The sequence below is a fragment of the Aminobacter sp. J41 genome (genome assembly GCF_000526635.1).
In the GTDB taxonomy this organism is placed as follows: Bacteria; Pseudomonadota; Alphaproteobacteria; order Rhizobiales; family Rhizobiaceae; genus Aerobium.
The window spans coordinates 200,182-221,629 of sequence record NZ_JAGL01000003.1; the positions used below are offsets into that span (position 1 = coordinate 200,182).

The window sequence follows — 21,448 nt, forward strand, 5'->3', positions numbered from 1 at the left end:
CCGTTCGGTCCGATTTCGTGCGATAGCTAGCCTCACCTTCGACACTCGAAACAACGAGGCGCGCGATGTCGAGCATCCCGTCAAAATCAGCAGGCGCGAGCGTCCATCCGCTCCCGGTCGCCGCTGCAAATCCTTCTCCTGAAATTCCGCGCAATCCCGGCGTGGCGCTCGATCTCGGTTGGCTGGAGGAAATACGCCACGTCAATCGCTCCGCCCTTGAGCGCCGCGCCGCGACCATCACCAAGCGCCGCTCCATCAAAGGCGACAACCAGGCCGCATGGCTGCTACGCGCCACCTCGCTGATGGACCTGACGACGCTGAACAGTGACGATACGGACGATCGCGTGCGCCGGCTTTGCGCCAAGGCAATCAATCCCTTGCGCGAGGATCTTCGCAAAGGACTCGATCTCGGCGACGAACTCATCCATCCTGCCGCCGTCTGCGTCTACCACCCGTTCGTCGCCACTGCCGTGAAGGCGCTGGAAGGCTCGGGTGTGCATGTCGCCGCCGTCTCGACCGCCTTCCCGCACGGCCTTGCGCCGCTCTCTTCGCGCCTCGAAGAAATCCGCGCCTCCGTCGCCGACGGCGCCGACGAGATCGACATCGTCATCCGCCGCGGCCTTGTGCTCGGGGGCCACTGGCAGGAGCTCTACGACGAGGTACGCCAGTTCCGCGAAGCCTGCGGCGAGGCGCACCTCAAGGTCATCCTTGGTACCGGCGACCTAACCACGCTGCGCAACGTCATGCTCGCCTCGATGGTGGCGATGATGGCGGGCGCCGACTTTATCAAGACCTCGACCGGCAAGGAAAGCGTCAACGCGACGCTGCCGGTCGGGCTGGTCATGACCCGCGCCATCCGCGCCTATGAGGAGCGCACCGGTTACAAGATCGGCTTCAAACCCGCCGGCGGCATTTCCTCCGCCAAGGCTGCGCTCGACTGGCTGATCCTCATCCGGGAGGAGCTGGGCCGCCGCTGGCTTGAACCAGACCTCTTCCGCTTCGGCGCGTCGAGCCTGCTCACCGACATCGAGCGACAGCTCGAGCATCACGTCACCGGCCGTTACTCGGCCGCTTATCGCCACGCCATGGCCTGACGGGGATTTTTTTCATGAACATTCTCGACCGCTACCACGCCATGGAATACGGCCCTGCCCCTGAAAGCCGCGCGGAAGCCGATGCGTGGCTCGCTGCTCATGATTTTTCGAAGGCGCTGTTCATCGACGGCAAGTGGAGGAAGGCATCCGGCGGCGCCACCTTCGCCACCCACGAGCCCGCAACCGGGAAGCTGCTGGCGAATGTCGCCGAGGCCAATAACGCCGACGTCGATGCAGCCGTAGCCGCAGCGCGCCGCGCCCTGCCAAAATGGCGTGCCACCTCCGGCTACCAGCGCGCGCGCGTCCTCTACGCCATTGCCCGAGCCATGCAGCGCCACTCGCGGCTATTTGCGGTTCTAGAGTCGCTCGACAACGGCAAGCCGATCCGCGAAAGCCGCGACATCGACGTACCGCTAGCCATCCGCCATTTCATCCACCATGCCGGCTGGGCGCAGTCGCTGGAGAAGGAATTTCCGGTTGAGCAGGGCGTCGGCGTCTGCGGCCAGATCATTCCCTGGAATTTCCCGCTGCTGATGCTGGCGTGGAAGGTGGCGCCGGCGCTTGCCACCGGCTGCACGATTGTCCTGAAGCCCGCCGAGTTCACGCCGCTAACGTCGATCCTGTTCGCCGAGATCTGCGAAAAGGCTGGCGTGCCGCGCGGCGTGGTTAACATCGTTCAGGGCGGGCCGGAGACTGGCGCTGCCATCGTCAACCATCCCGGTATCGACAAGATCGCATTCACTGGCTCGTCCGAGGTCGGCAAGATCATCCGCAAGGCAACCGCAGGCTCCGGCAAGAAGCTATCGCTCGAGCTTGGCGGCAAGTCGGCCTTCATCGTCTTTGAGGACGCGGATCTCGACTCCGCGGTCGAGGGACTGGTCGACGGCATCTGGTTCAACCAGGGTCAGGTTTGCTGCGCCGGCTCGCGCCTGCTGGTGCAGGAAGGGATTGCCGAGGCCTTCCTCGCCCGGGTCCGCGCGCGCATGGCGAAGCTTCGACTGGGCGACCCGCTCGACAAGAACACCGACATTGGCCCGCTGGTCGACCGCACGCAGCTCGACCGTGTCCGGAGCCTGATCGCCGAGGGTGAACGCCAGGGTGCGTCCTGCTGGCGGCCTGAAGCGGATGTTCCCGCGACCGGCTGGTATCACCTGCCTGTGCTGGCCGCCAACGTCGCTCCTGCCAATGTGCTGGCTCAGGAGGAAGTGTTCGGCCCGGTGCTGGCGGCAATGACGTTCCGCGACCATGCGGAGGCTGTGGAGCTTGCCAACAACACCCGCTACGGCCTCGCCGCCTCGGTCTGGAGCGAGAACGTCAACGTGGCGCTGCATGTCGCGCCGCAGCTGAAGGCCGGTGTCGTCTGGATCAACGCCACCAACATGTTCGATGCCGCCTGCGGCTTCGGCGGTTATCGCGAAAGCGGCTTTGGCCGCGAAGGCGGCCGCGAGGGCCTGCGCGAGTATCTGGCGCCCATCGTCAAGCCGAAGCCCGGGAGGATCGAGCCGTTCCCCTTCGCTAAGGCGAGCGAAGAAGCCGTGCAGGATTTCATCGATCGCACCCCAAAACTGTTCATTGGCGGCAAGCAAGTGCGGCCCGACAGCGGCTATTCCTTCCCGGTGCCCGATCGCAAGGGCAACCAGATCGGCGAGGTCGGCCTCGGCAGCCGCAAGGACATCCGCGACGCGGTGAGCGCCGCCCGAGCCGCCAAGGGCTGGGCTGGAGCGACGGCCTATAACCGCGCACAGGTTCTCTATTTCCTCGCCGAAAACCTCTCGGTCCGGGCCGATGAGTTCGGCGCACGCATTTCAGCACTGACCGGAGCTTCAGGCAGGGTTGCGCAGGCAGAAGTTGACGCCTCGGTCGAGCGGATCTTCGCCGCCGCCGGCATGGCCGACAAGTTCGAGGGCCGCGTCCACCAGCCGCCATCGCGCGCGGTGACGCTTGCCCTGCACGAACCGGTCGGCGTGCTGGGTGTCGTCGCGCCCGACCAGCAACCGTTGCTGGGACTCGTCACCATGATCGCCCCTGCCCTCGCCATGGGGAATGCCGTCGTTGCCGTGCCGTCAGCGCGCCATGCGCTGATCGCAACAGACCTCTATCAGGTGTTCGAAACGTCCGATCTTCCCGCGGGCGCCGTCAACATCGTGACCGGTAAGCCGTCCGAACTGGCAGCCGTGCTGGCAAGGCACGACGACGTCGACGGGCTTTGGATCGTGGCTGATGCGGAAACCTGCCGGATCGCGGAAGCGGAATCAGCCGGCAACCTCAAGCGCGTCTGGACCTCGCAGGGTTATGCTGTCGACTGGAATTCCGAACAAGGTTCTCTGGAGACCTTCCTTAGCAAAGCAGTCGAGGTAAAGAACGTCTGGGTTCCGTATGGAGATTGAGGACGGCTTGCCCGAGACGGCAATTTCAGCCAAATCTTTCAAATGAAGGAAAACCGGAAGCTCCCTGACGACGCCCTGCTCCCGCGCGACACGCGCCGGTCTCTCCCGATCGCGCTTCTGCGTGCCCGCGAAGCGGTGATGGCGCGCTTCCGACCCGTACTGCAGGCGCAGGACGTGACGGAGCAGCAGTGGCGGGTGATCCGCGTACTTGCGGAACAGAGCCCGCTGGACGCGACGGAACTTGCCGACCGCGCCTGCATTCTCGCACCGAGCCTGACCCGCATCATCAGGTCGCTGGAGGAGCGCGGACTGGTTTTGCGCGAGCGCGATCAGGGTGACGGCCGGCGCATTCTCCTCTCCCTCTCAGACAAGGGCTTGGAGATCATCTACAACGTCAGCCCTGCCAGCCGTGCTGTCTACGCCGATCTCGAAGAGCGCTACGGGCGCGACCGGATCGAAGCGCTGCTCGAGATGCTCAGCGACCTCGCGGCGCTGAAGCACGAAGAGACGAAGGCCCGCGAATAGGCCTCAGCCAAAAATGAGCCGCTCGCCAATGTGAAGGCAAAGGCCCGCCAGGCCGCCGACGATCATGCCGTTGAAGCGGATGTATTGCAGGTCGCGACCGATGTTCAGCTCGATCAGCCGCGTAAGTTGGACAATGTCCCATCCACGCACCTGCTCGGAAATGAAAGTGGCGACGCCGCTCTTCTGGCTTTCGACGAAGGCGCCAAGCGAGGTGACGAAGCCATGGTTCATTTCGGCACGCAGCTGCGGATCGTCCGCCAGGCGCTTGCCGATTTCGACCAGCATCGCCGTCAGCTGATTTCGCAGCATCGAATTGGGGCTCGCCATGTCCTGCTCGACGAAGCTGCGCAGCCCAGCCCAGAAGTGGCCCGCGAGGTCGGCGAGTTCCGGCCTGGCCAGCAACGAGCGCTTCAGCTTCTCGGCCCGGTCGGCATAATCCGGCGAGACCCGAAGGTCGTCCACGAACCGCTCGACGAAGCGGTCGAACTCGCGCCGCATCGGATGGTCGAGGTCGTTCTGCACCTCGTCGATCAGCGCGCCGGCCGAGGCGACGATCTTCCTCAGAAGGTAAGCATCTGCCTTGAACATGTTGGCAAGGCTCGGCAATTCGGTGCGGATCTTGTCGCGCACGCTCGCCAGCGCCGCTTCGTCGTTTAGCATGCCGCCGAACACGCGAAGCAGTTCATCGAAAAGCCGCTGGTGGTGCCGGTCGGCCGTAATCGCCTTCAGCATGTCGGCAGCAAGAGGCGCCACCTGCACCTTTTCCAGTTGAGCGTAGACTCGGCCCGCGACCAGCTTGCGCAGCTGGTCATTGTGCTCGAGTGCTGCCAGCGCTTCGGGCGCAATGCGCGTGGCAAAGTTGGAAAGCGTGGCCGACCGATGAGGCGCTGAAAGCCAGTCGGCAACCATCATCGCGAAGTCCACTTCCTTCAGCTTGGCGCGCACGGCGCCAGGCGACAGGAAATTGCGCTCGATGAAACGGCCGAGATTGTCAGCAATGCGGTCCTTGTTTTCAGGAATGATCGCCGTGTGCGGCACGGGAAGCCCGAGCGGCCGCCGGAACAGCGCAACCACGGCATACCAGTCGGCGAGGCCGCCAATTGCCGCCGCCTCCGCAAAGGCCGCAACGAAGGAAAGGAATGGATAATCGCCTTGGAAAGCCCGCGCGGTGAGAAGCACGATCACGCAGAGGGCGAGAGACGCCGTGGCAATTGCCTTGGTGCGGTTAAGCGCCTGACGCTTGGCAAGTTCGTCGCTGCGGATTGTCGTCGTATCAACGGCCATGTCGGTTCCTGACGGTCTGGTCACGGAACCCTATGTGGGACGATCCGGCCGGAACGTCACCTTCCGAAGAGAAGAAACTACGCGGCGTGGCGAGCAAACATGCCGGCGCCGGGGCGCGCGGGCAGCGGCGGAGCCGGCTCAAGTTCGATGATGCCGACAGTTTCGCCATCCTCAAACCGCAGCGACGCGTTGAACCGGCGCGCAAGCCGCTTCATTGCCTGGTTCTGCGGGTGGGTCGTAACGAGCAGGCGTTCGTAGCCGAAGGCGCGGGCGCTTTCGATTAGGCGTTCGAACAGGAGCGCGCCAAGTCCGCGATGCTGCAGCTCTCGTTCCACGCTGAAGGCGATCTCGCCGGTTGGCGTCGGGTCTTCCGGGCGCTCGTGCAGCTCTGCAGCGCCGAGGACCTTGCCGTCCTCGACATAGCCGATCACCAGAGCTCCGTTCTGGAAGCTGCGTTCGGCGTAGGAGATCACGAAGGCGTCGCTGGTCGGGCCGTTGAAGCGGTCGCGGCGGCTGATATCGTCGAGGCGCAGGAGGTGGTCGCGAAATTGCGGGAGTTCCGAACGGCGAAGCAGCCGGATTGTCCCTTGAAGGGGCCTCTCGACTTTTGCGGTTCCGTTCATCACTCTGTTCCCTGCTCTTGTCCTCCGCGATATTCCTCAAATCGCTGCAGAATTGATATTGTGCAGCGCAACATAAAATTCAACCCGGATACCGTTGCGTGCGGCGCATGCCTGCCTTGCGTCTGCCACTAAATCCTGAAATCAGATGTCAGGTTTTTTGACATCGATCTAGAACTATTCTAAGTTACGATTCATTAAGGCGGAGGCGCTCTCCGTCAACTTGAAAGGCTTGCCATGCGGCTGACCCGTCAGACCAACTATGCAATCCGCCTGCTCATGTACTGCGCAGCCAATGAGGGCAGACTGAGCCGAGTTTCGGAAATCGCGGCCGCCTATTCGGTATCTGAACTGTTCCTGTTCAAGATCTTGCAGCCGCTGGTTGAGGCCAAGATCGTCGAGACCGTCCGCGGTCGTAACGGCGGCGTCCGTCTCGCCCGTCCCGCCAGCGACATCACGCTGTTCGATGTCGTGCGCGTGACGGAAGAGAACTTCGCCATGGCCGAGTGCTTCGAGACCGACGCCACCGAATGCCCGCTCATCGATTCCTGCGGCCTCAATGCGGCGCTGCGCAAGGCGCTGGGTGCATTCTTCGAAGTTCTCGAGGGATATTCCATCGACGATCTCGTAAAGGCCCGCCCTTCGATGCGAGACCTGCTCGGCATTCCGGACATCACACAACCGGTCGCCAACGCCTGAGCCTTGCCCGGGTTCCTCTGCAGCTTTTCCGTTAGACAAAGCGGGCGCGAAACTGGTTTCGCGCCCGTTCTGCGATCTGGAGAGATCAGAGGGTTACTTGTTGAGAATCAGCTTGCCCTGGCGGGTGATCTTGAGACGATACATTGCGCCGTCGTGCTCGATGCCGATCTCCTTGGTGCCGCGGAACAGATTGTCGCTGGAGACGACCCGAACAACCGATTGGACCTGGCGCTGAACGAAGCGCGGGCTTGCTTCAACGGGGGACGAACGACGGAAGGACGGATGATTCGACGGGGTGAAGCTGTTCACGGGACCGTGCCTTTCTTGCCGGTTGCTCTGTCTCGCGGCTCTGCGCCGCTGCATGAGATTACATGAGTGAAATTATCATGTTTTGGTGTTTGCGCAATACCGGAGAGTTACACTCATGATTTTCCGCCGTGCTGAACCTGCACGTTTCCCTGGGATATTGTGTTGAAAAGGATGCAGCCATGTTCTTTGCCATGAACCGCTTCAAGGTCCGCAGCGGAGCGGAAGAGGAGTTCGAGGCCGTCTGGAAGAACCGCGATTCGCGGCTCAACGAGACACCGGGCTTCCGCGAGTTCCGATTGCTGCGCGGGGCGGCGAACGAGAAGGAAGGCTACACGCTCTACGTCTCCCATTCGATCTGGAAGAACGAGGACGCCTTCCTCGCCTGGACGCGATCCCAGAACTTTCGCGATTCACACCGCCAGGCCGGCGACAAGAAGCCCCTCTATCTCGAGCCGCCGGTCTTCGAGGGCTTCAAAGTGGTTGAAGGGGCCTGAGCCCCTTCCCTGTTTCGCCAACTATTCCGCGGCCGCCAGCAGGCTCGCATTGCCGCCCGCTGCCGTGGTGTCGACGCAAACCGCCCGCTCTACCGTATAGGCTGCGGGATCGATCACTTCGGTGAGCAGCCGCACGATTGGCCCTTCACGCAACGCCAGCGCCTGGCGCGTCGCCTTCAGCGTGGCGGTATCGGACACCTGCGCGACCAGCTGGATGTCGAGGCCCTTCAGCGCCTCACCCCCCACGACACCATCCAGCACTTCGAGCGGCAGGCCCTTGCCCGTCAGCGTATCGAGCGCCTTGCGTGCCTCCGGCGCCACCGCCAGCACCGCATTGCCAACCGCCAGCGCCTGGATCACCTGCGCCAGGAGCACGTCTTGCTCGACGCCAAGGCATAGTACACGTCCGCGCGGATAGAGCCGCAGCATGTTGCCCTCGCCCGTCGGTCCCGGCAGGTCGATGGGGCCGGTGTCGAGTGCCGCCGCAGCCGCCACCGCCTCAGCGCCCTTGCCACGCAAATGCTTGCGGAGCACGGCGATACGGTCCTGTCGCTCGGCCCAGCCGCTCTTGTTTGCATCGGGCAGATGATCCTGCAGCGTGCGCAGCGGGATTTCCACTCCTGCCGACGCAGGCCCCGCCGGCACCGCCTTTTGCTTGCGGAAGCGGCGCAGATAGTGCGGCCCGCCAGCTTTCGGACCGGTGCCGGAAAGCCCCTCGCCTCCAAACGGCTGGGAACCCACCACAGCGCCGATCTGGTTGCGATTGACATAGATGTTGCCGGCGTGGATGCCATCAACGATGTGCTGGACGCGCGCGTCGATGCGCGTGTGAAGCCCGAAGGTCAGCCCGTAACCCTTTGCATTAATGTCGGAAATTACCTCATTGAGTCTGTCGGCTTCGAAGGCCGCAACATGCAGGACCGGGCCAAACATCTCGCGTTCGAGTTCGGCGATGCCGCTGACGCGGAAAATGTGCGGCGGAACGAGCCGCCCGCCCTCGTTGGTGTCGAGCTTCGCGATCAGCCGGCCCGCGCCTTCCATCTTGCGGCAGTAGGCGAGCAGCGCATCGCGCGCCTCATCGTCGATCACCGGGCCGACGTCGGTGGAAAGCTTCCACGGGTCGCCAAGCTTCAGCGCCGCCATCGCCCCCTTCAGCATTTCGATTACCTTCGTCTCGACATCCTTCTGGACGTAGAGAATGCTCAGCGCCGAGCAGCGCTGGCCGGCGCTCTGGAAAGCTGAAGCCAGGATGTCGCGCACCGCCTGCTCTGGCAAAGCGGTCGAGTCGACGATCATAGCGTTGAGGCCGCCGGTTTCGGCAATCAGCATCGCGTCCGGTGCGGCGGTCTGCGCCAGCTGGCGCTCAATGATGCGCGCTACGTCTGTCGAGCCGGTGAAACAGACGCCGGAAATGCGCGGATCCGCCGTCAGCGGCGCGCCGACCGACGGGCCATCGCCTGGTAGCAGATGCAGTACCTCCTGCGGCACGCCTGCATCATACAGCAGCGCCACCGCGCGTTCGGCAATCAGCGGCGTCTGCTCGGCGGGCTTGGCCACCACCGCATTGCCGGTGACGAGGGCAGCCGCGATCTGGCCGGTGAAGATGGCCAGCGGGAAATTCCACGGCGAGATGCAGGCGATCACGCCACGCGCCTGGGTGCTCGCTTCGTGGTTGACCGCCTCGCTCGCGTAATAGCGAAGGAAGTCGACAGCCTCGCGCACTTCGGCCACCGCGTCCCCCAGCGTCTTGCCGGCCTCGCGGCCACACAGGGCGAAGAACTCCGCCGCGTTCTCCTCATAGAGGTCGGCCGCCCGGCGCAGAATGTCGGCGCGATCCGCCGCACTGCGTGCAGCCCAGGCGGGCTGGGCCTCAAGCGCTGCGCCGACTGCCTCCTCTACGGCCTCGGCGTCTGCTTCAAAGACTTCACCCACGATGTCATCCGGGTTGGCGGGATTGACGATGGTGCGCGCGGACCTGCCCTTCCCCGCGGTCCAGCGATGCGGATCGGCGAACGAGCTGCGCTTCGCCTCGATCGCGGCCAGCGTCGTCGTGTCGGTCAGGTCGAAGCCCTTCGAATTCACCCGTCCAGCGCCAAAGAGGTCGCGCGCGCGCGGGATCGCGGGATTGGTCGCAGGGCCATCGGCAATTGCAACGAATGGATCCTGCGCGATCGTCTCCGGCGCCACCGACTTGTCGACGATTTGGTGTACGAAAGAGGAATTGGCGCCGTTCTCCAGCAAACGGCGCACGAGATAGGCGAGCAGATCAGAGTGCGCGCCGACCGGCGCGTAGATGCGGCAACGCGTACCTTCTGCCTGACGAACGACCTCGTGAAGCGCTTCACCCATCCCGTGCAAGCGCTGGAATTCAAAAGTATTCTTGTCAGACGCCATCGACAGGATGGCGGATACGGTGTGCGCATTGTGGGTCGCAAATTGCGGATAGATGCGATCGGTCATGCCGAGCAGCTTGCGCGCATTGGCGATGTAGGAGACATCCGTGTTCCGCTTGCGCGTGAATACCGGGTAGCTCTCCAGCCCCATGACCTGCGCGCGCTTGATCTCGGTGTCCCAGTAGGCGCCCTTGACGAGGCGGACCATGATGCGACGGTCCAGCTTCTGCGCCAGCGCATAGAGCCAGTCGATGACCTGGCTCGCGCGCAGGCCATAGGCCTGGACGACGACGCCAAAACCGTCCCAGCCGGCCAGCGCCGGGTTGGTCAGCACCCGCTCGATGACGTCCAGCGAGAGATCGAGGCGATCCGCCTCCTCCGCGTCAATGTTGAGGCCCATGCGCGCCTCGCGCGCAGCAACGCACAGCGACAGCAGCCGGTCGGCAAGGACGGGCAGCATCGTTTCCTTCTGCGCCACCTCGTAGCGCGGGTGCAGCGCCGAGAGCTTCACCGAGATGCCGTGGTTGCGTGCGATGTCCGGCGCGGTAGCTCCGGGCTTCAGGGCCGCGATGGCATCCGCATAGGCGCGGTGATAGCGCAGCGCATCGGATTCCGTGCGCGCCGCCTCGCCCAGCATGTCGAACGAGTAGGTATAACCCTTGCGGGAAAACGCCTTGCCGCGCTGAACCGCCTCGTCGATCGTGCGGCCGAGGACAAATTGCTCGCCCATCTCGCGCATAACTGCGGAGACCGCCTTGCGGATCACCGGCTCGCCCAGCCGTCGCACCATCGCGCGTAGCGTGCCTTCAATGCCGCCCTGGTCCTCTTCCAGCACCTTGCCGGTCAGCATCAGCGCCCAGGTCGAAGCATTGACGAAGATCGAAGCCGACGAGCCGGAGCGTACCGACCAGTCATGCGGCGCGATCTTGTCGCGGATCAGGTCGTCGATCGTGTCGGCATCCGGCACGCGAAGCAGTGCTTCCGCCATGCACATCAGCGCCACACCCTCGCGCGTCGACAGGCCGTACTCGGCGAGAAAAACCTCCATCAGCTCCGGCTTGGTCTGGTTGCGAACCGCCCGCACCAGCTCGGCACCGCGGCGCGAGATCGCTGCGCGTTCCTCGGCGGTCAGATTCGCCTGCGCAACCAGCCGCGCTAGCACTTCGGCCTCGTCGGCCAGGTAGTTGTCGCGGATGCGGTAACGGATGTGGTCGAGTGGTGACATTTCAGCCCCTGGCGTTGCTTGTGCGAGACGCGCCAATTTACCACGAGGCTGCGCATCGGCTTTCCTGTTCAGCTCGACACCGCAGGTCGATCGATCTATTCAGATCACCAATAGATGGGCACGTGAACCAGGTATTCCCATGGCTGAAGACCAGTTGGATCGTATCGACCGCAACATCCTGGCCGCACTTTCTGCAAACGGCCGGCTTTCCGCGGCCGAGCTCGGCGCGAAGGTGGGATTGTCAAAGACTCCAGTACAGGCGCGCGTGAAGCGACTCGAGCGCGAGGGCTACATTCGCGGCTATGCGGCAATCGTCGACCGCGAGCGGATGGGCGAGGGCCACGTCGCCTTCGTGCAGGTGAAGCTGTCAGACACGCGCTCGGCAGCGCTCGATGCGTTCAACAAGGCGGTGCTGACGATTCCCGAAGTCGAGCAATGCCACATGATTGCGTCGAGCTTCGACTACCTGCTCAAGGTGCGCACCAAGGACATCGCCGCCTACCGCCGCGTCCTTGGCGAGCGGATCTCGGCGCTGCCGCATGTGGCGCAAACGTCGACCTATGTCGCGATGGAGACGGTGAAGGACCACTAGCGGCTCAGTCGAGCGTCTTGAGAAAGGCGATTAGTGCCGCCCTGCCCCGGTCGGTAAAGGCGACCGGTCCGATCTCGCTGGTCCCAACGGGCGCGGCCGGCGCCGTCGAGTAGTGGTCGATGACCTCGCCAAGAGTCGAAAACTGTCCGGCGTGCATGTACGGCGCGCGGCTGGCGGCCCCACGCAGCGACGGCGTCTTAAAGGCGCCAACGAGCGCCGCATCATCCCGGGCGATGAAGCGCAGCTCGCGGCAGTCGTCAGGTGAGGCGTCGCTGTATTTGCCTAAGCAGTTGAAAGGGTCGGCCAGTACCTCGTCTATCGCATCGATCCGTCCGCGATTGACCGGCAGCCCCTCCGGGGTAAGCACCCCCGTGTTATGGAAAAAATCGTCGGTGAAGCGCGGGCCGTTGTGGCAGTTGATGCAGCCCGCCTTGCCGATGAACAGCTTCAGTCCTTCGATCTCGAGCGAGTTAAAGGCGTCCCCGGCAACAGGTTCCCGCCCGCTGACGATCGCTTCCGCGTAGCGATCGAAGCGGGTTTCCTCATGGGCGATAGTGCGCTGGAACGCAGCCAGCGCCTTGCCGGCATTGGCGAAGACGATGTTGACCGCCTCCTGTTCTTCCGGCCCAAGCGCCTTCCAGGCCGCCTGTTCTTCCTCATTGCCGAGCGGCGAGGCCCCGTGCACCTCGACATCCGGCACCGGACCAAAGACGGCTTCATACTGCTCGCGATACGCCTCCGCGATCACGGCAGCCACGGCAGCGCGGGTAAAGCCATGCTCACGCGGATCCTCGATCGGCGTCAGCGCCTGCGCCCACGGGCTGTCGCTCCGTCCGTCCCAGAAGAACCACTGGCCATGCGCGACGCCCGCGAGCGGCATGGTGCGGCGGTCGCTGACGCCAATGCCGTGCCCACGAGGCAGATCGTCCTGGAACTGCCGGTCCGGCAGGTGGCAGGTGGCGCAAGCGACCGTGCCATCGCGCGACAGCCTCGTGTCGAAGAAAAGTGCCTCGCCCAGCGCCGCGGCAGCCGGATCGTCGGCAAAGCGGTTGCTCGGATCGGGCTTTAGCGGCGCAAGTTGGGAAAGACGCAACTGCGCGATGGCCTGCATTTCCTCCTCCGAGAATGGCTCGCGCGAGCACGCGGAGAGCAGCCCGGCGGCGAGGACGACAAGGAGGAACCGCTTCGACATGTGTGAGCGTCAGAAGGTCAGGTTGAACGTCACGTTGTCGCTGCCGGCGGACGCGTCGATCGTGAATTTCAGTTCCCACCAGCCGCCCATGTTGAAGCGTACACCCTCAACTAGATAACGCCCCTCACCGAGCTGCTTGGTTACCTGTGGCGCCGTTGGCAGGCCGTGGCCATGCTGCGGCATGCCGCCAGCGACGGAAATCTTCGCGTCCACGACCGGTTCGCCGTCCGACAGCAGCACGGTGACGATCCAATTGTGCAGCGTACCGATCGCCGGCGGATCGAGTTCCGGCTGGATCGAGACTCGGTAGAGTTGGTTCGCGGAGGGCTTATCCCTCGCAAGGTCGAGCTCTTCTGGCGGCTGCGCCATCATCCGCATGCCGAACACGGCCGCAGCGGCCAGCGCGGCAACGACCACCAGACCTGCGATCCACCTCTTCATCGTCCCCCTCCGGAAGCGTGCAGCACCCTTTGCCTCATATCCAATGCGGTGTAGACAAGCACGCGAACCAGTCAAGGAAAGACAAAATGAAGGGTACGGCGTCGATCGGCGAATGCATGCTGGAACTGTCGGGGACCGGCACCGGCGACTGGAAGCTGAACCACGCCGGCGACACGTTCAACGTCATGTGGGCTCTGCGGGCGCTGCTCCCCGAAGAACAGGCGACAGACTACGTTAGCGCTTTCGGCGACGACCCCTTCTCACAGCAGCAGCTCGACTTTTTTGCGCAGAACGGCATCCGCACGGCAGCCAGCCCGCGCATTCCCGGCGCGCGGCCCGGCCTCTATGCCATCACGCTGACGGGTGCCGAGCGCTCCTTCACCTACTGGCGCGCCGATTCCGCCGCCCGCAAGCTGGCCGACGAACCGGGACTTTTGAAGAAAAGCCTTGAGAACAAGGCACTTATCTACTTTTCCGGAATCACGCTCGCAATTCTTGAGCCCGGCGCGCGGGAAAACCTCTTCGCCGCGATCACGGGCGCTCGCGCCGCCGGCAGCCTGGTCGCCTTCGACCCAAACTACCGCCCGCGCCTGTGGCCCTCGCTCGAAGAGGCCCGTGAGGCGATCTCGACTGCAAGCAAGCTCGCCGACATCTGCCTGCCGACCTTCCCGGACGAGCAGGCGCTGTTCGGTGATGCAAACCTTGAAGCGACGGCAAACCGCCTCGCGTCGCTCGGCGTGAAGGAAATCGTCGTCAAGAACGGCGAGGAGCCGGCGCTGGTCGTTGCCGACGGTACGCGCCAGACAGTCGCTGCGCAGCACGTCATCAACCCGGTCGACACCACCGGTGCGGGCGACTCGTTTAACGGCGGCTATCTCGCCGCCCGGCTGCAGGGAAAAGATCCTGTCGAGGCAGCCCGGCACGGCCACCGCGTGGCCGCCGCCGTCGTCCAGGTGCGCGGTGCCCTGGCGCCGTTCGAGACCCTGCGCGCGGCCTTCGCCGGCTGATCAGGCCTCGTCCGGACCACGGAAGCGATATTCGGTGAGCTGGCGATAGACTTCGCCGGGGCGCAGCACAGCCTGCGGGAAGTAAGGCCGGTTCGGCGAGTCGGGCCATATCTGCGGTTCCAAACAGAAGCCGGCATGGGTGCGGTAATGCATGCCGCCCAGCCCCGGAACCTCGACATCCGGAAACTGCCCGGCGAAGAACTGCAGGCCGGGCTCCGTCGACCACACCTCCATCTCGACGCCAGATTTGCTGCCTTGCGCCCACGCCACGCGCCGCAGCGATCCGCGAGCGGAAGAAACGCAAAAATTATGGTCGTAAGCGACACGGTTTTCCTCGCGTAGACGGATTGCTCGCGGCAGCAGGAAATCGGAATCGGTCCCGGCAACCGGCAGCACCTCGCCTGTCGGGATGCACGCCGTGTCGGTCGGCGTATACGCCATCGCCGCAATGCTGAGCCGATGGTCGAGGATGCTGCCCTCTCCGCCATCATCAAGATTGAAGTAGGAGTGGTGCGCGAGATTGACGAGCGTCGCCCGGTCGGTCTTCGCCTTCATTTCGATCGCAAGTTTGCCGCCCTGCTTCAGCGAGAATGTGCAGGATATCTCTACGCTGCCCGGAAAGCCCATCGTGCCGGACGGGTCGGCAATCTTCAGGGTGAGAAAATCCTTCCCAAGGTCGGCCACCTGCCAGACGCGGCGGTCGAGGCCCTTCGAGCCACCATGCAGCGTGTTCGGGCCGTCGTTTCGGTCGGTCTGGTAAAGCTGGCCGTCGAGGCGGAAACTGCCGCCCGCAATGCGGTTGGCATAGCGCCCGACGGTCGCGCCGAAATAGTAGGTCTGCGAAACGTAGTGCTCGAGCTTCTCGAAGCCGAGCACCAGCGGCGCATCATGTCCCGCAAGGCGGAGATCCTGCAGGGTCGCGCCGTAGGTGAGGAAGCGGGCAGTCAGCCCGCCTCCCTCAAGAGTGATGCGCTCGACAACCTCGCCTTCAAGGGTGATGCCGAACGCTTCGCGCTGCATGTCAGAGCCCAAGGCCGCCGATGCAGACATACTTGGTGTCGAGATAGTCATCGATGCCCTGATGACCGCCCTCACGGCCGAGGCCCGATTCCTTGACGCCGCCGAACGGTGCCTCTGGTGTGGTGATGAGGCCTTCGTTGACTCCGACCATGCCGTACTTCAGGCCTTCCATGACGCGGAAGGCGCGGCCGAGGTCGCCGGTGTAGAAATAGCAGGCAAGGCCGAATTCAGTGTCGTTGGCGAGGCTGATCGCTTCCTCTTCGGTCTCGAACTTGAAGACCGGGGCCACCGGGCCGAAGATCTCGTCCTTCATGAAATTCATCTCGGGGGTCGCGTTCGCGATCACCGTCGGCTGGAAGAACGATCCGCCCAGCTCGTGGCGGTTGCCGCCCGCAACGATCTTGCCGCCCTTGGCCTTGGCGTCGGCGATCAGTTCCTCGACTTTCTCGACCGCGCGCTCATCGATCAACGGTCCCTGCTGCACGCCTTCCTCCAGGCCCGGGCCGACCTTGAGCTTGTTCGACGCAGCAGCAAGGCGCTCGACGAACTCGTCATAGATGCCGGCCTGGACGAAGAAGCGGTTGGTGCAGACGCAGGTCTGGCCGGAGTTGCGGTACTTGGCAACGATGGCGCCCTCGACCGCTCGGTCGAGATCAGCATCGTCGAAGACAATGAACGGCGCATTGCCGCCAAGCTCCATCGATACCTTCTTCACGGTCGAGGCGGACTTTGCGATCAGCAGCTTGCCGACCTCGGTCGAACCGGTGAAGGTGATCTTCTTGACGATCGGGTTCTCGCAAAGCTCGTCGCCGATCTCACCGGCAGAGCCGGTGACGATGTTGATGACGCCCTTCGGGATGCCGACTTCCTCGCACAGCGCGCCCCAGGCAAGGCCGGAATACGGTGTCTGCGAGGCCGGCTTCACCACCGCCGTGCAGCCAGCCGCGATTGCCGGAGCGATCTTGCGCGACAGCATCGACGACGGGAAGTTCCACGGGGTGATCGCCGCGATGACGCCGACCGGCTCGCGAGTGACGAGGATGCGACGGTCAGCCCACGGGCTCGGCACCACGTCGCCATAGGCCCGACGCGCTTCCTCGGCGAACCACAGCACATAGGCAGCCGACGAGGCGATCTCGCCCTTGGCCTCGGTCAGCGACTTGCCCTGCTCCATGGTCAGCAGTTCCGCCAGCGCGTCCTGGTTGTCCATGATGGCGTCGTGCAGCTTGCGCAGCAGTTTGGAGCGCTCCAGCGCCGACGTCTTCTTGAACGTCTGGAACGCGCGCTCGGCAGCCTCGATCGCGCGGCGGGTTTCCGCGCGGCCAGCCTTCGGCACGGTACCAAGCTTGAGGCCGGTCGCCGGATTGATCACGTCGATGGTAGCGCCAGAATCGGCCTGCACCCATTCGCCGTCGATCAGGTTCGCCTGGCGCATGAAGTGGCTCGTTTTCTGAAGCATGAATTCCTCCTGAATTGCGGCGCATCGCGCCGTCGGGATGTCGGTGAATTGAACCGTAGAATAGGGTTTGCCGCGCGCAAGCCAAGGCGGATCAGGTAAAAACCGCTTGTGCCACCGCCAGCCAGAACACGGTGGTTACGACTGCGCCCGCCGTCGAGATCGTCATCGTATTGGACGCAAGCATCTGCCCGGTGCCGAAACGCGAAGCGATCAGATAGGGGTTCACCCCGGTAGGCATCGCCGCAACCACGACAACCACCTGCGCGGCGACTACTGGCAGCCCGGCAAGATAGGCCGAGACCAGCGCCAGCGCTGGCATGAGAAACAACTTCAGCAGCGCCAGCACGATTGCCGGCTTCACATTGCCGCCGATGCCGTACTTGCGCAGCCCGAGCCCCATCGCGAACAGCGCGATGATCCCTGCAATGCCAGCAAAGGCGTCAATGAAACGCATTGCGAGCGACGGCACCGGCCAGCCTGTCACTCTCCAGGCGAGGCCACAGAGGATGCCAATGATCAGCGGATTGGAGAACAGCTTCCCGAAGAAGTCCTTCGCTATCCTCGCTGGCGATATGGAGCCGCCCTGCCCGCTTCGCGCCCATTCGAAAGTGACGATCGATGCAGCCAGCATCACCGGCAGGTGGATGGAGATCAGCAGCGACAGGACGTCGAGCCCCGGCTGGCCGTAGACGCTGGTCAGTAGCGGAAAGCCGAGCAGAAGCATGTTGGAGAAGGATGACGCAACGCCGCCGACGACACCAGCGGGGCGCTCCCGGCCGAACAAGCCGGTAATTATGAGGTGCCCGGCAGTCCAGACGAAAGGTATCACCGCGAAATAAGCGAGCCATAGCCGCCAGGGTGTCGCGCCATGCAGGTCGATCTGCACCATGGTCCGGAAGAGAAGCGCGGGCAACGCCACAGCAACGGCAAACTCGGTCAGCGCATCGCCGCTCGCAGATCGCAACAGTCCGGTCCAGCCGGCAATGTAGCCGAGCGCCACCACCCCAAAAACGAATGCGATCGTCTCGCCCAGCTCGAACATGACCTCCGCGTAACCTAATCCCTCCGCACCTGCAAGCAGACCCGGTTCACGGCCGTTTGTAATGCTTGCTTGCCTTTCGCTGCGTGATCCCCTCCCTATATGACCCAGGAAACGGGATTCTGAATGCGTCGGACAGCGGTTCTCCTCATCGGTTTGTTATTTGCGGCGGTTGCACCGGCAGAGGCTACCGAAGCTGGCTGGGCGCTTCTTCGCGAGGGCGGACAGGTCGTACTGCTGGTTCACGCGAATGCGCCAGGCACCGGCGACCCTGCCAATTTCGCACTTGGCAACTGCCACACCCAGCGCAATCTTTCTGAGCGCGGCCGCCAGCAGGCCCGAAAGCTAGGAGCTCTGATCGCCGCGCGCGCCGAGCCGGTCGAGAAGGTTTATGCGAGCCGCTACTGCCGCACGCTGGACACGGCGAAGATTGCCTTCGGACCGGGCCTCGTAGAGGAGCTGCCGGCGCTCGACTCGGTGGAGCGTGAGCCGGAACTCGCCGAAAAGGGCCACCAGATCGTGCTCGACATGATTCGGAACTATTCCGGCTCCGGAAACCTCGTCTTGGTCACGCACCGGGAAAACGTCGCGGCCTGGACGGGCGTGAAGCCTCGGGAGGCGGAAGCGGTCATTGTCGCACCCGAGGGCGACAGCCTGAAGGCGATCGGGCGGATCGTTTTCAACTAGTTGCGCGGGCTACCGCATCTGGCGGACGCGGCGGAGAAGGCGGCATTTTTGCCCCGCTGCCCTTTCCCTGCCATAGAAAACGGATTAGACAGCCGCGATAGTAATATGATCAGCCCCGGTTGTCAGAGGGAAGCACAGTGACATCGACATTCGACAAGGTCGCCGACATCATCGCCGAGACCAGCGAGATTGATCGCGAGACGATCACGCCGAAGAGCCACACCATTGACGATCTCGGCATCGACAGCCTGGACTTCCTCGACATCGTGTTCGCGATCGACAAGGAGTTCGGCATCAAGATCCCGCTCGAGAAGTGGACGCAGGAAGTGAATGACGGCAAGGCTTCCACCGAGGAGTACTTCGTCATGGAGAACCTCTGCGCCAAAATCGACGCGCTGGTCGCGGCGAAGAACGCCTGATAACGCATTAAAGACAGAAGAGTCCGGCATGAGCGAGCGCGACGTCGTCATCACCGGCATCGGGCTGGTGTCGTCCCTTGGCGAAGGGGCAGACAGCCATTGGCAGGTACTTTCGACGCCGGGCCAGGCTCCCCGGATCGATGCTGAGCGCTTTGCGCCCTACACCATCCACCCGCTGCCGCCGATCGACTGGGGCCAGCAGATCCCCAAGCGTGGCGACCAGCGCCAGATGGAAACCTGGCAGCGCCTCGGCACTTACACGGCTGGCCTTGCGCTGGACGATGCCGGGATGAAGGGCGACGACGCTCTCGTCACGACCATGGACATGATCGTGGCGGCAGGCGGCGGCGAACGCGACGAAGCCGTCGACCAGAGCATCCTCGACGCCGGGCTCAAGCGCAACGACCGCGAGGTCCTGCTCAACGAGAAGCTCACCACCGAGCTTCGCCCGACGCTGTTTCTTGCGCAGCTTTCCAACCTGCTCGCCGGCAACATCTCCATCGTTCACAAGGTGACCGGCTCATCCCGCACCTTCATGGGCGAGGAAGGCGCAGGCGTTGCGGCCGTTGAGACGGCGGCAGCCCGCATCCGTGCCGGCCAGTCGACGCACGCCCTCGTCGGTGGTGCGTTCCAGACCGAGCATCCCGACATGCTGCTGACGTATGAACTGGGTGGCTTCCTGCACCGTAAGCGATGGAAGCCTGTGTGGTCGCGTGCGAGCAACGACGGCGGGGGTGTGATTTCCGGCTCGGGCGCTGCGTTCCTGGTTCTGGAATCGCGTGCCCACGCCGAAGCTCGTGGCGCAAAGATCTACGCTGTCATCCAGGACGTCGCATCGGGCCGCGCCCGCCGTGCTGAGGGCAACCTCGACGAGGCGATCTCCGGCCTTGTCCGCCGCTTCGACCTGCCGGCAGAAAAGATGCTTGCTGTTTCGGGTGCATCCGGCGCCCATGTCGCGACCGGCGCCGAGCGCCGGGCCTTGCAGTCCGCCGGCAATTTCGCGCTTCGCGGCTTCTCTTCACTCACCGGACATCTGCGCGAAGCGCAGTTCCCCTTCGCGGTCGCCCTTGCCGCGCTCGCGGTAAAGAACGGCGCGTCGTATCCGGCATTCGACGCTGAGAACGAGGCGGAACTTGACGGCGCGCCGAAGGCTGCGCTTGCCACCGCCATTGGACATCATCGTTTCGAGGGCGCTGCCCTCGTCGTCGCGGCTTAGGAGACGGCCGATGACCAAGACCACCGACCACCTCGGCCGCCCTATCGTTGCCATCACCGGCATCGGCGTCGTCACGTCGCTCGGACAGGGCGTTGAAGACAACTGGGCTGCGCTGACCGCCGGACGTTCGGGCATCCACCCGATCACGCGCTTCCCGACGGACCACCTCAACACGACGATCTGCGGTACCGTCGACTTCCTGCCGTCGAGCAACAAGGGCGCCAGCGCCCTCACCTACGAGCTCGCGGAACTGTCGGCGCTGGAAGCCATCTCCGGCTCGGGTCTCTCGACCAATGATTTCGGCGGCCCGCTTTTCCTGGCCTCGCCACCGGTCGAGCTCGACTGGCGCGACCGCTTCTCGCTCTATGACAGCGCCAACCACGACCTGCCGCCCTATGAGCGGCTCCTGGCCGTGGCGCGCGAGCAGCTGCGCAGCGAAACCTTCGAGAGCACCCAGTTCGGCGCAATCGCTGACCGCCTCTCCGACCGTTTTGGCGCGCGCGGCCTGCCGATCACGCTTTCGACCGCCTGCGCATCGGGCGCCACCGCGATCCAGCTTGGCGTCGAGGCGATCCGCCGTGGCGAAGCTGACCGTGCGCTGGCCATCGGCGCCGATGGCTCGGCAACCGCCGAGGCGCTGATCCGCTTCTCGCTGCTTTCCGCCCTGTCGACCCAGAACGAATTCCCCGAGAAGGCATCGAAGCCGTTCTCCAAGGACCGCGACGGCTTCGTACTGGCGGAAGGCTCGGCAGCTCTGGTGCTCGAGTCGCTCGAAAGCGCGCTCGCCCGTGGGGCAAAGGTCCTTGGCATCATGGCCGGCTGCGGCGAAAAGGCGGATGACTTCCACCGCACGCGCTCAAAGCCCGATGCCTCGCCGGCGATCGCTACGGTCAATGCGGCGCTTGCCGATGCCGGAATTTCGGCCGACGACATCGATTACATCAACGCCCACGGCACCTCGACGCCGGAAAACGACAAGATGGAGCATCTGTCGCTGTCGACCGTGTTCGGCGAGCGCATGAAGAAGCTGCCGATCTCGTCGAACAAGTCGATGATCGGCCACACGCTGTCGGCTGCGGGCGCGGTCGAGGCCGTGTTCTCGGTTCTGACGATGCAGAACGGCGTCATCCCGCCGACCATCAACTACGACAATCCGGACCCCGCCATCGAGCTCGACGTCGTGCCGAACGTGAAGCGCGAGGCCGAGGTTCGCACGGTGCTGTCGAACTCCTTCGGCTTCGGCGGCCAGAACGCGTGCCTTGTCATGGCACGCGAACCCGGCTAGGCCCTTGCAATCACTTGGCTGGAGCGATCGCGCCCATTAGAGGCGCCGTCGCCTCCTGCCT

Annotated in this window: 20 protein-coding genes; 11 read left to right on the forward strand and 9 right to left on the reverse strand. The window is 64.0% G+C overall.

Annotated elements, in window-relative coordinates; translation table 11 throughout:
* The first annotated feature begins 65 nt into the window (after positions 1-65).
* From deoC to hpaR, 3 genes are read left to right on the forward strand one after another with little or no spacing between them, the layout of a single operon-like run.
* Positions 66-1,094 (forward strand): deoxyribose-phosphate aldolase, encoded by a 1,029-nt coding sequence (deoC, locus tag L630_RS0103840; RefSeq protein WP_024846965.1) that lies wholly within the window; start codon positions 66-68, stop codon positions 1,092-1,094.
* A gap of 14 nt (positions 1,095-1,108) precedes the next feature.
* Positions 1,109-3,481, forward strand: coding sequence for an aldehyde dehydrogenase family protein (locus L630_RS0103845; protein ID WP_024846966.1), 2,373 nt, complete (start codon positions 1,109-1,111; stop codon positions 3,479-3,481).
* Between the two features lie 42 nt (positions 3,482-3,523).
* On the forward strand, positions 3,524-4,006 hold the full coding sequence (hpaR, locus tag L630_RS0103850) for a homoprotocatechuate degradation operon regulator HpaR (protein WP_024846967.1): 483 nt from the start codon (positions 3,524-3,526) through the stop codon (positions 4,004-4,006).
* Between the two features lie 3 nt (positions 4,007-4,009).
* Here the strand turns inward: hpaR and L630_RS0103855 are convergent, their stop codons facing one another.
* Together L630_RS0103855 and L630_RS0103860 are read right to left on the reverse strand one after the other, a co-directional pair.
* Positions 4,010-5,290, reverse strand: a complete 1,281-nt coding sequence (locus tag L630_RS0103855) for a DUF445 family protein (protein WP_144708678.1) — start codon at positions 5,288-5,290, stop codon at positions 4,010-4,012.
* Between the two features lie 77 nt (positions 5,291-5,367).
* Positions 5,368-5,913, reverse strand: a complete 546-nt coding sequence (locus L630_RS0103860) for a GNAT family N-acetyltransferase (RefSeq protein WP_024846969.1) — start codon at positions 5,911-5,913, stop codon at positions 5,368-5,370.
* Between the two features lie 234 nt (positions 5,914-6,147).
* On the opposite strand from L630_RS0103860, the gene rirA reads away from it, so the two are divergent.
* Positions 6,148-6,609, forward strand: a complete 462-nt coding sequence (gene rirA / locus L630_RS0103865) for an iron-responsive transcriptional regulator RirA (protein WP_024846970.1) — start codon at positions 6,148-6,150, stop codon at positions 6,607-6,609.
* Between the two features lie 93 nt (positions 6,610-6,702).
* Here rirA and L630_RS0103870 read toward each other — a convergent pair whose 3' ends face one another.
* The gene (locus L630_RS0103870) at positions 6,703-6,918 is read right to left on the reverse strand and encodes a hemin uptake protein HemP (protein ID WP_024846971.1); all 216 of its coding nucleotides are present in this window, start codon (positions 6,916-6,918) and stop codon (positions 6,703-6,705) included.
* Between the two features lie 179 nt (positions 6,919-7,097).
* On the opposite strand from L630_RS0103870, the gene L630_RS0103875 reads away from it, so the two are divergent.
* Positions 7,098-7,412 (forward strand): antibiotic biosynthesis monooxygenase, encoded by a 315-nt coding sequence (locus tag L630_RS0103875; RefSeq protein ID WP_024846972.1) that lies wholly within the window; start codon positions 7,098-7,100, stop codon positions 7,410-7,412.
* A gap of 21 nt (positions 7,413-7,433) precedes the next feature.
* On the opposite strand, the gene putA is transcribed toward L630_RS0103875, so the two are convergent.
* Positions 7,434-11,030, reverse strand: coding sequence for a bifunctional proline dehydrogenase/L-glutamate gamma-semialdehyde dehydrogenase PutA (gene putA, locus L630_RS0103880; protein ID WP_024846973.1), 3,597 nt, complete (start codon positions 11,028-11,030; stop codon positions 7,434-7,436).
* Positions 11,031-11,169: 139 nt separating this feature from the next.
* Here putA and L630_RS0103885 point away from each other — a divergent pair, with 139 nt between their 5' ends.
* Complete coding sequence (locus L630_RS0103885; RefSeq protein ID WP_034329277.1) at positions 11,170-11,622, forward strand: Lrp/AsnC ligand binding domain-containing protein; 453 nt, start codon at positions 11,170-11,172, stop codon at positions 11,620-11,622.
* Positions 11,623-11,626: 4 nt separating this feature from the next.
* Here L630_RS0103885 and L630_RS0103890 read toward each other — a convergent pair whose 3' ends face one another.
* Both L630_RS0103890 and L630_RS0103895 read right to left on the reverse strand, forming a co-directional pair.
* Positions 11,627-12,814 (reverse strand): cytochrome c peroxidase, encoded by a 1,188-nt coding sequence (locus L630_RS0103890; protein WP_024846975.1) that lies wholly within the window; start codon positions 12,812-12,814, stop codon positions 11,627-11,629.
* Between the two features lie 9 nt (positions 12,815-12,823).
* A complete protein-coding gene (locus L630_RS0103895) occupies positions 12,824-13,255 on the reverse strand; it encodes a FixH family protein (RefSeq protein WP_024846976.1) in 432 nt (143 codons plus the stop codon).
* Between the two features lie 86 nt (positions 13,256-13,341).
* Between L630_RS0103895 and L630_RS0103900 the strand changes: the two genes are divergently transcribed.
* The gene (locus L630_RS0103900) at positions 13,342-14,262 is read left to right on the forward strand and encodes a sugar kinase (RefSeq protein WP_024846977.1); all 921 of its coding nucleotides are present in this window, start codon (positions 13,342-13,344) and stop codon (positions 14,260-14,262) included.
* On the opposite strand, the gene L630_RS0103905 is transcribed toward L630_RS0103900, so the two are convergent.
* The 3 genes from L630_RS0103905 to L630_RS0103915 form a co-directional block, all read right to left on the reverse strand.
* The gene (locus L630_RS0103905) at positions 14,263-15,282 is read right to left on the reverse strand and encodes an aldose epimerase family protein (protein ID WP_024846978.1); all 1,020 of its coding nucleotides are present in this window, start codon (positions 15,280-15,282) and stop codon (positions 14,263-14,265) included. It lies immediately after the preceding gene.
* A gap of 1 nt (position 15,283) precedes the next feature.
* Complete coding sequence (locus L630_RS0103910) at positions 15,284-16,741, reverse strand: NAD-dependent succinate-semialdehyde dehydrogenase (protein ID WP_024846979.1); 1,458 nt, start codon at positions 16,739-16,741, stop codon at positions 15,284-15,286.
* A 91-nt stretch (positions 16,742-16,832) separates the two neighbouring features.
* A complete protein-coding gene (locus L630_RS0103915) occupies positions 16,833-17,783 on the reverse strand; it encodes an AEC family transporter (RefSeq protein WP_024846980.1) in 951 nt (316 codons plus the stop codon).
* A gap of 123 nt (positions 17,784-17,906) precedes the next feature.
* Here L630_RS0103915 and L630_RS0103920 point away from each other — a divergent pair, with 123 nt between their 5' ends.
* From L630_RS0103920 to L630_RS0103935, 4 genes are all read left to right on the forward strand, one after another.
* Positions 17,907-18,467, forward strand: coding sequence for a histidine phosphatase family protein (locus L630_RS0103920; protein ID WP_024846981.1), 561 nt, complete (start codon positions 17,907-17,909; stop codon positions 18,465-18,467).
* 137 nt (positions 18,468-18,604) lie between these two features.
* Entirely contained in the window at positions 18,605-18,886 is a 282-nt protein-coding gene (locus L630_RS0103925) for an acyl carrier protein (RefSeq protein ID WP_024846982.1), read from the forward strand.
* A gap of 28 nt (positions 18,887-18,914) precedes the next feature.
* Positions 18,915-20,102 carry a beta-ketoacyl-ACP synthase gene (locus tag L630_RS0103930; protein WP_024846983.1) on the forward strand — a complete coding sequence of 396 codons (1,188 nt, stop codon included), beginning with the start codon at positions 18,915-18,917 and terminating at the stop codon, positions 20,100-20,102.
* A 10-nt stretch (positions 20,103-20,112) separates the two neighbouring features.
* Complete coding sequence (locus L630_RS0103935; RefSeq protein ID WP_024846984.1) at positions 20,113-21,387, forward strand: beta-ketoacyl-ACP synthase; 1,275 nt, start codon at positions 20,113-20,115, stop codon at positions 21,385-21,387.
* The last annotated feature ends 61 nt before the right edge of the window (positions 21,388-21,448 follow it).

Coding starts and splice junctions, on each gene's coding strand:
- deoC (WP_024846965.1), top strand. CDS start 66: ATGTCGAGCATCCCGTCAAAATCAGCAGGCGCGAGCGTCCATCCGCTC.
- L630_RS0103845 (WP_024846966.1), top strand. CDS start 1,109: ATGAACATTCTCGACCGCTACCACGCCATGGAATACGGCCCTGCCCCT.
- hpaR (WP_024846967.1), top strand. CDS start 3,524: ATGAAGGAAAACCGGAAGCTCCCTGACGACGCCCTGCTCCCGCGCGAC.
- L630_RS0103855 (WP_144708678.1), bottom strand. CDS start 5,290: ATGGCCGTTGATACGACGACAATCCGCAGCGACGAACTTGCCAAGCGT.
- L630_RS0103860 (WP_024846969.1), bottom strand. CDS start 5,913: ATGAACGGAACCGCAAAAGTCGAGAGGCCCCTTCAAGGGACAATCCGG.
- rirA (WP_024846970.1), top strand. CDS start 6,148: ATGCGGCTGACCCGTCAGACCAACTATGCAATCCGCCTGCTCATGTAC.
- L630_RS0103875 (WP_024846972.1), top strand. CDS start 7,098: ATGTTCTTTGCCATGAACCGCTTCAAGGTCCGCAGCGGAGCGGAAGAG.
- putA (WP_024846973.1), bottom strand. CDS start 11,030: ATGTCACCACTCGACCACATCCGTTACCGCATCCGCGACAACTACCTG.
- L630_RS0103885 (WP_034329277.1), top strand. CDS start 11,170: ATGGCTGAAGACCAGTTGGATCGTATCGACCGCAACATCCTGGCCGCA.
- L630_RS0103890 (WP_024846975.1), bottom strand. CDS start 12,814: ATGTCGAAGCGGTTCCTCCTTGTCGTCCTCGCCGCCGGGCTGCTCTCC.
- L630_RS0103895 (WP_024846976.1), bottom strand. CDS start 13,255: ATGAAGAGGTGGATCGCAGGTCTGGTGGTCGTTGCCGCGCTGGCCGCT.
- L630_RS0103900 (WP_024846977.1), top strand. CDS start 13,342: ATGAAGGGTACGGCGTCGATCGGCGAATGCATGCTGGAACTGTCGGGG.
- L630_RS0103905 (WP_024846978.1), bottom strand. CDS start 15,282: ATGCAGCGCGAAGCGTTCGGCATCACCCTTGAAGGCGAGGTTGTCGAG.
- L630_RS0103910 (WP_024846979.1), bottom strand. CDS start 16,741: ATGCTTCAGAAAACGAGCCACTTCATGCGCCAGGCGAACCTGATCGAC.
- L630_RS0103915 (WP_024846980.1), bottom strand. CDS start 17,783: ATGTTCGAGCTGGGCGAGACGATCGCATTCGTTTTTGGGGTGGTGGCG.
- L630_RS0103920 (WP_024846981.1), top strand. CDS start 17,907: ATGCGTCGGACAGCGGTTCTCCTCATCGGTTTGTTATTTGCGGCGGTT.
- L630_RS0103930 (WP_024846983.1), top strand. CDS start 18,915: ATGAGCGAGCGCGACGTCGTCATCACCGGCATCGGGCTGGTGTCGTCC.
- L630_RS0103935 (WP_024846984.1), top strand. CDS start 20,113: ATGACCAAGACCACCGACCACCTCGGCCGCCCTATCGTTGCCATCACC.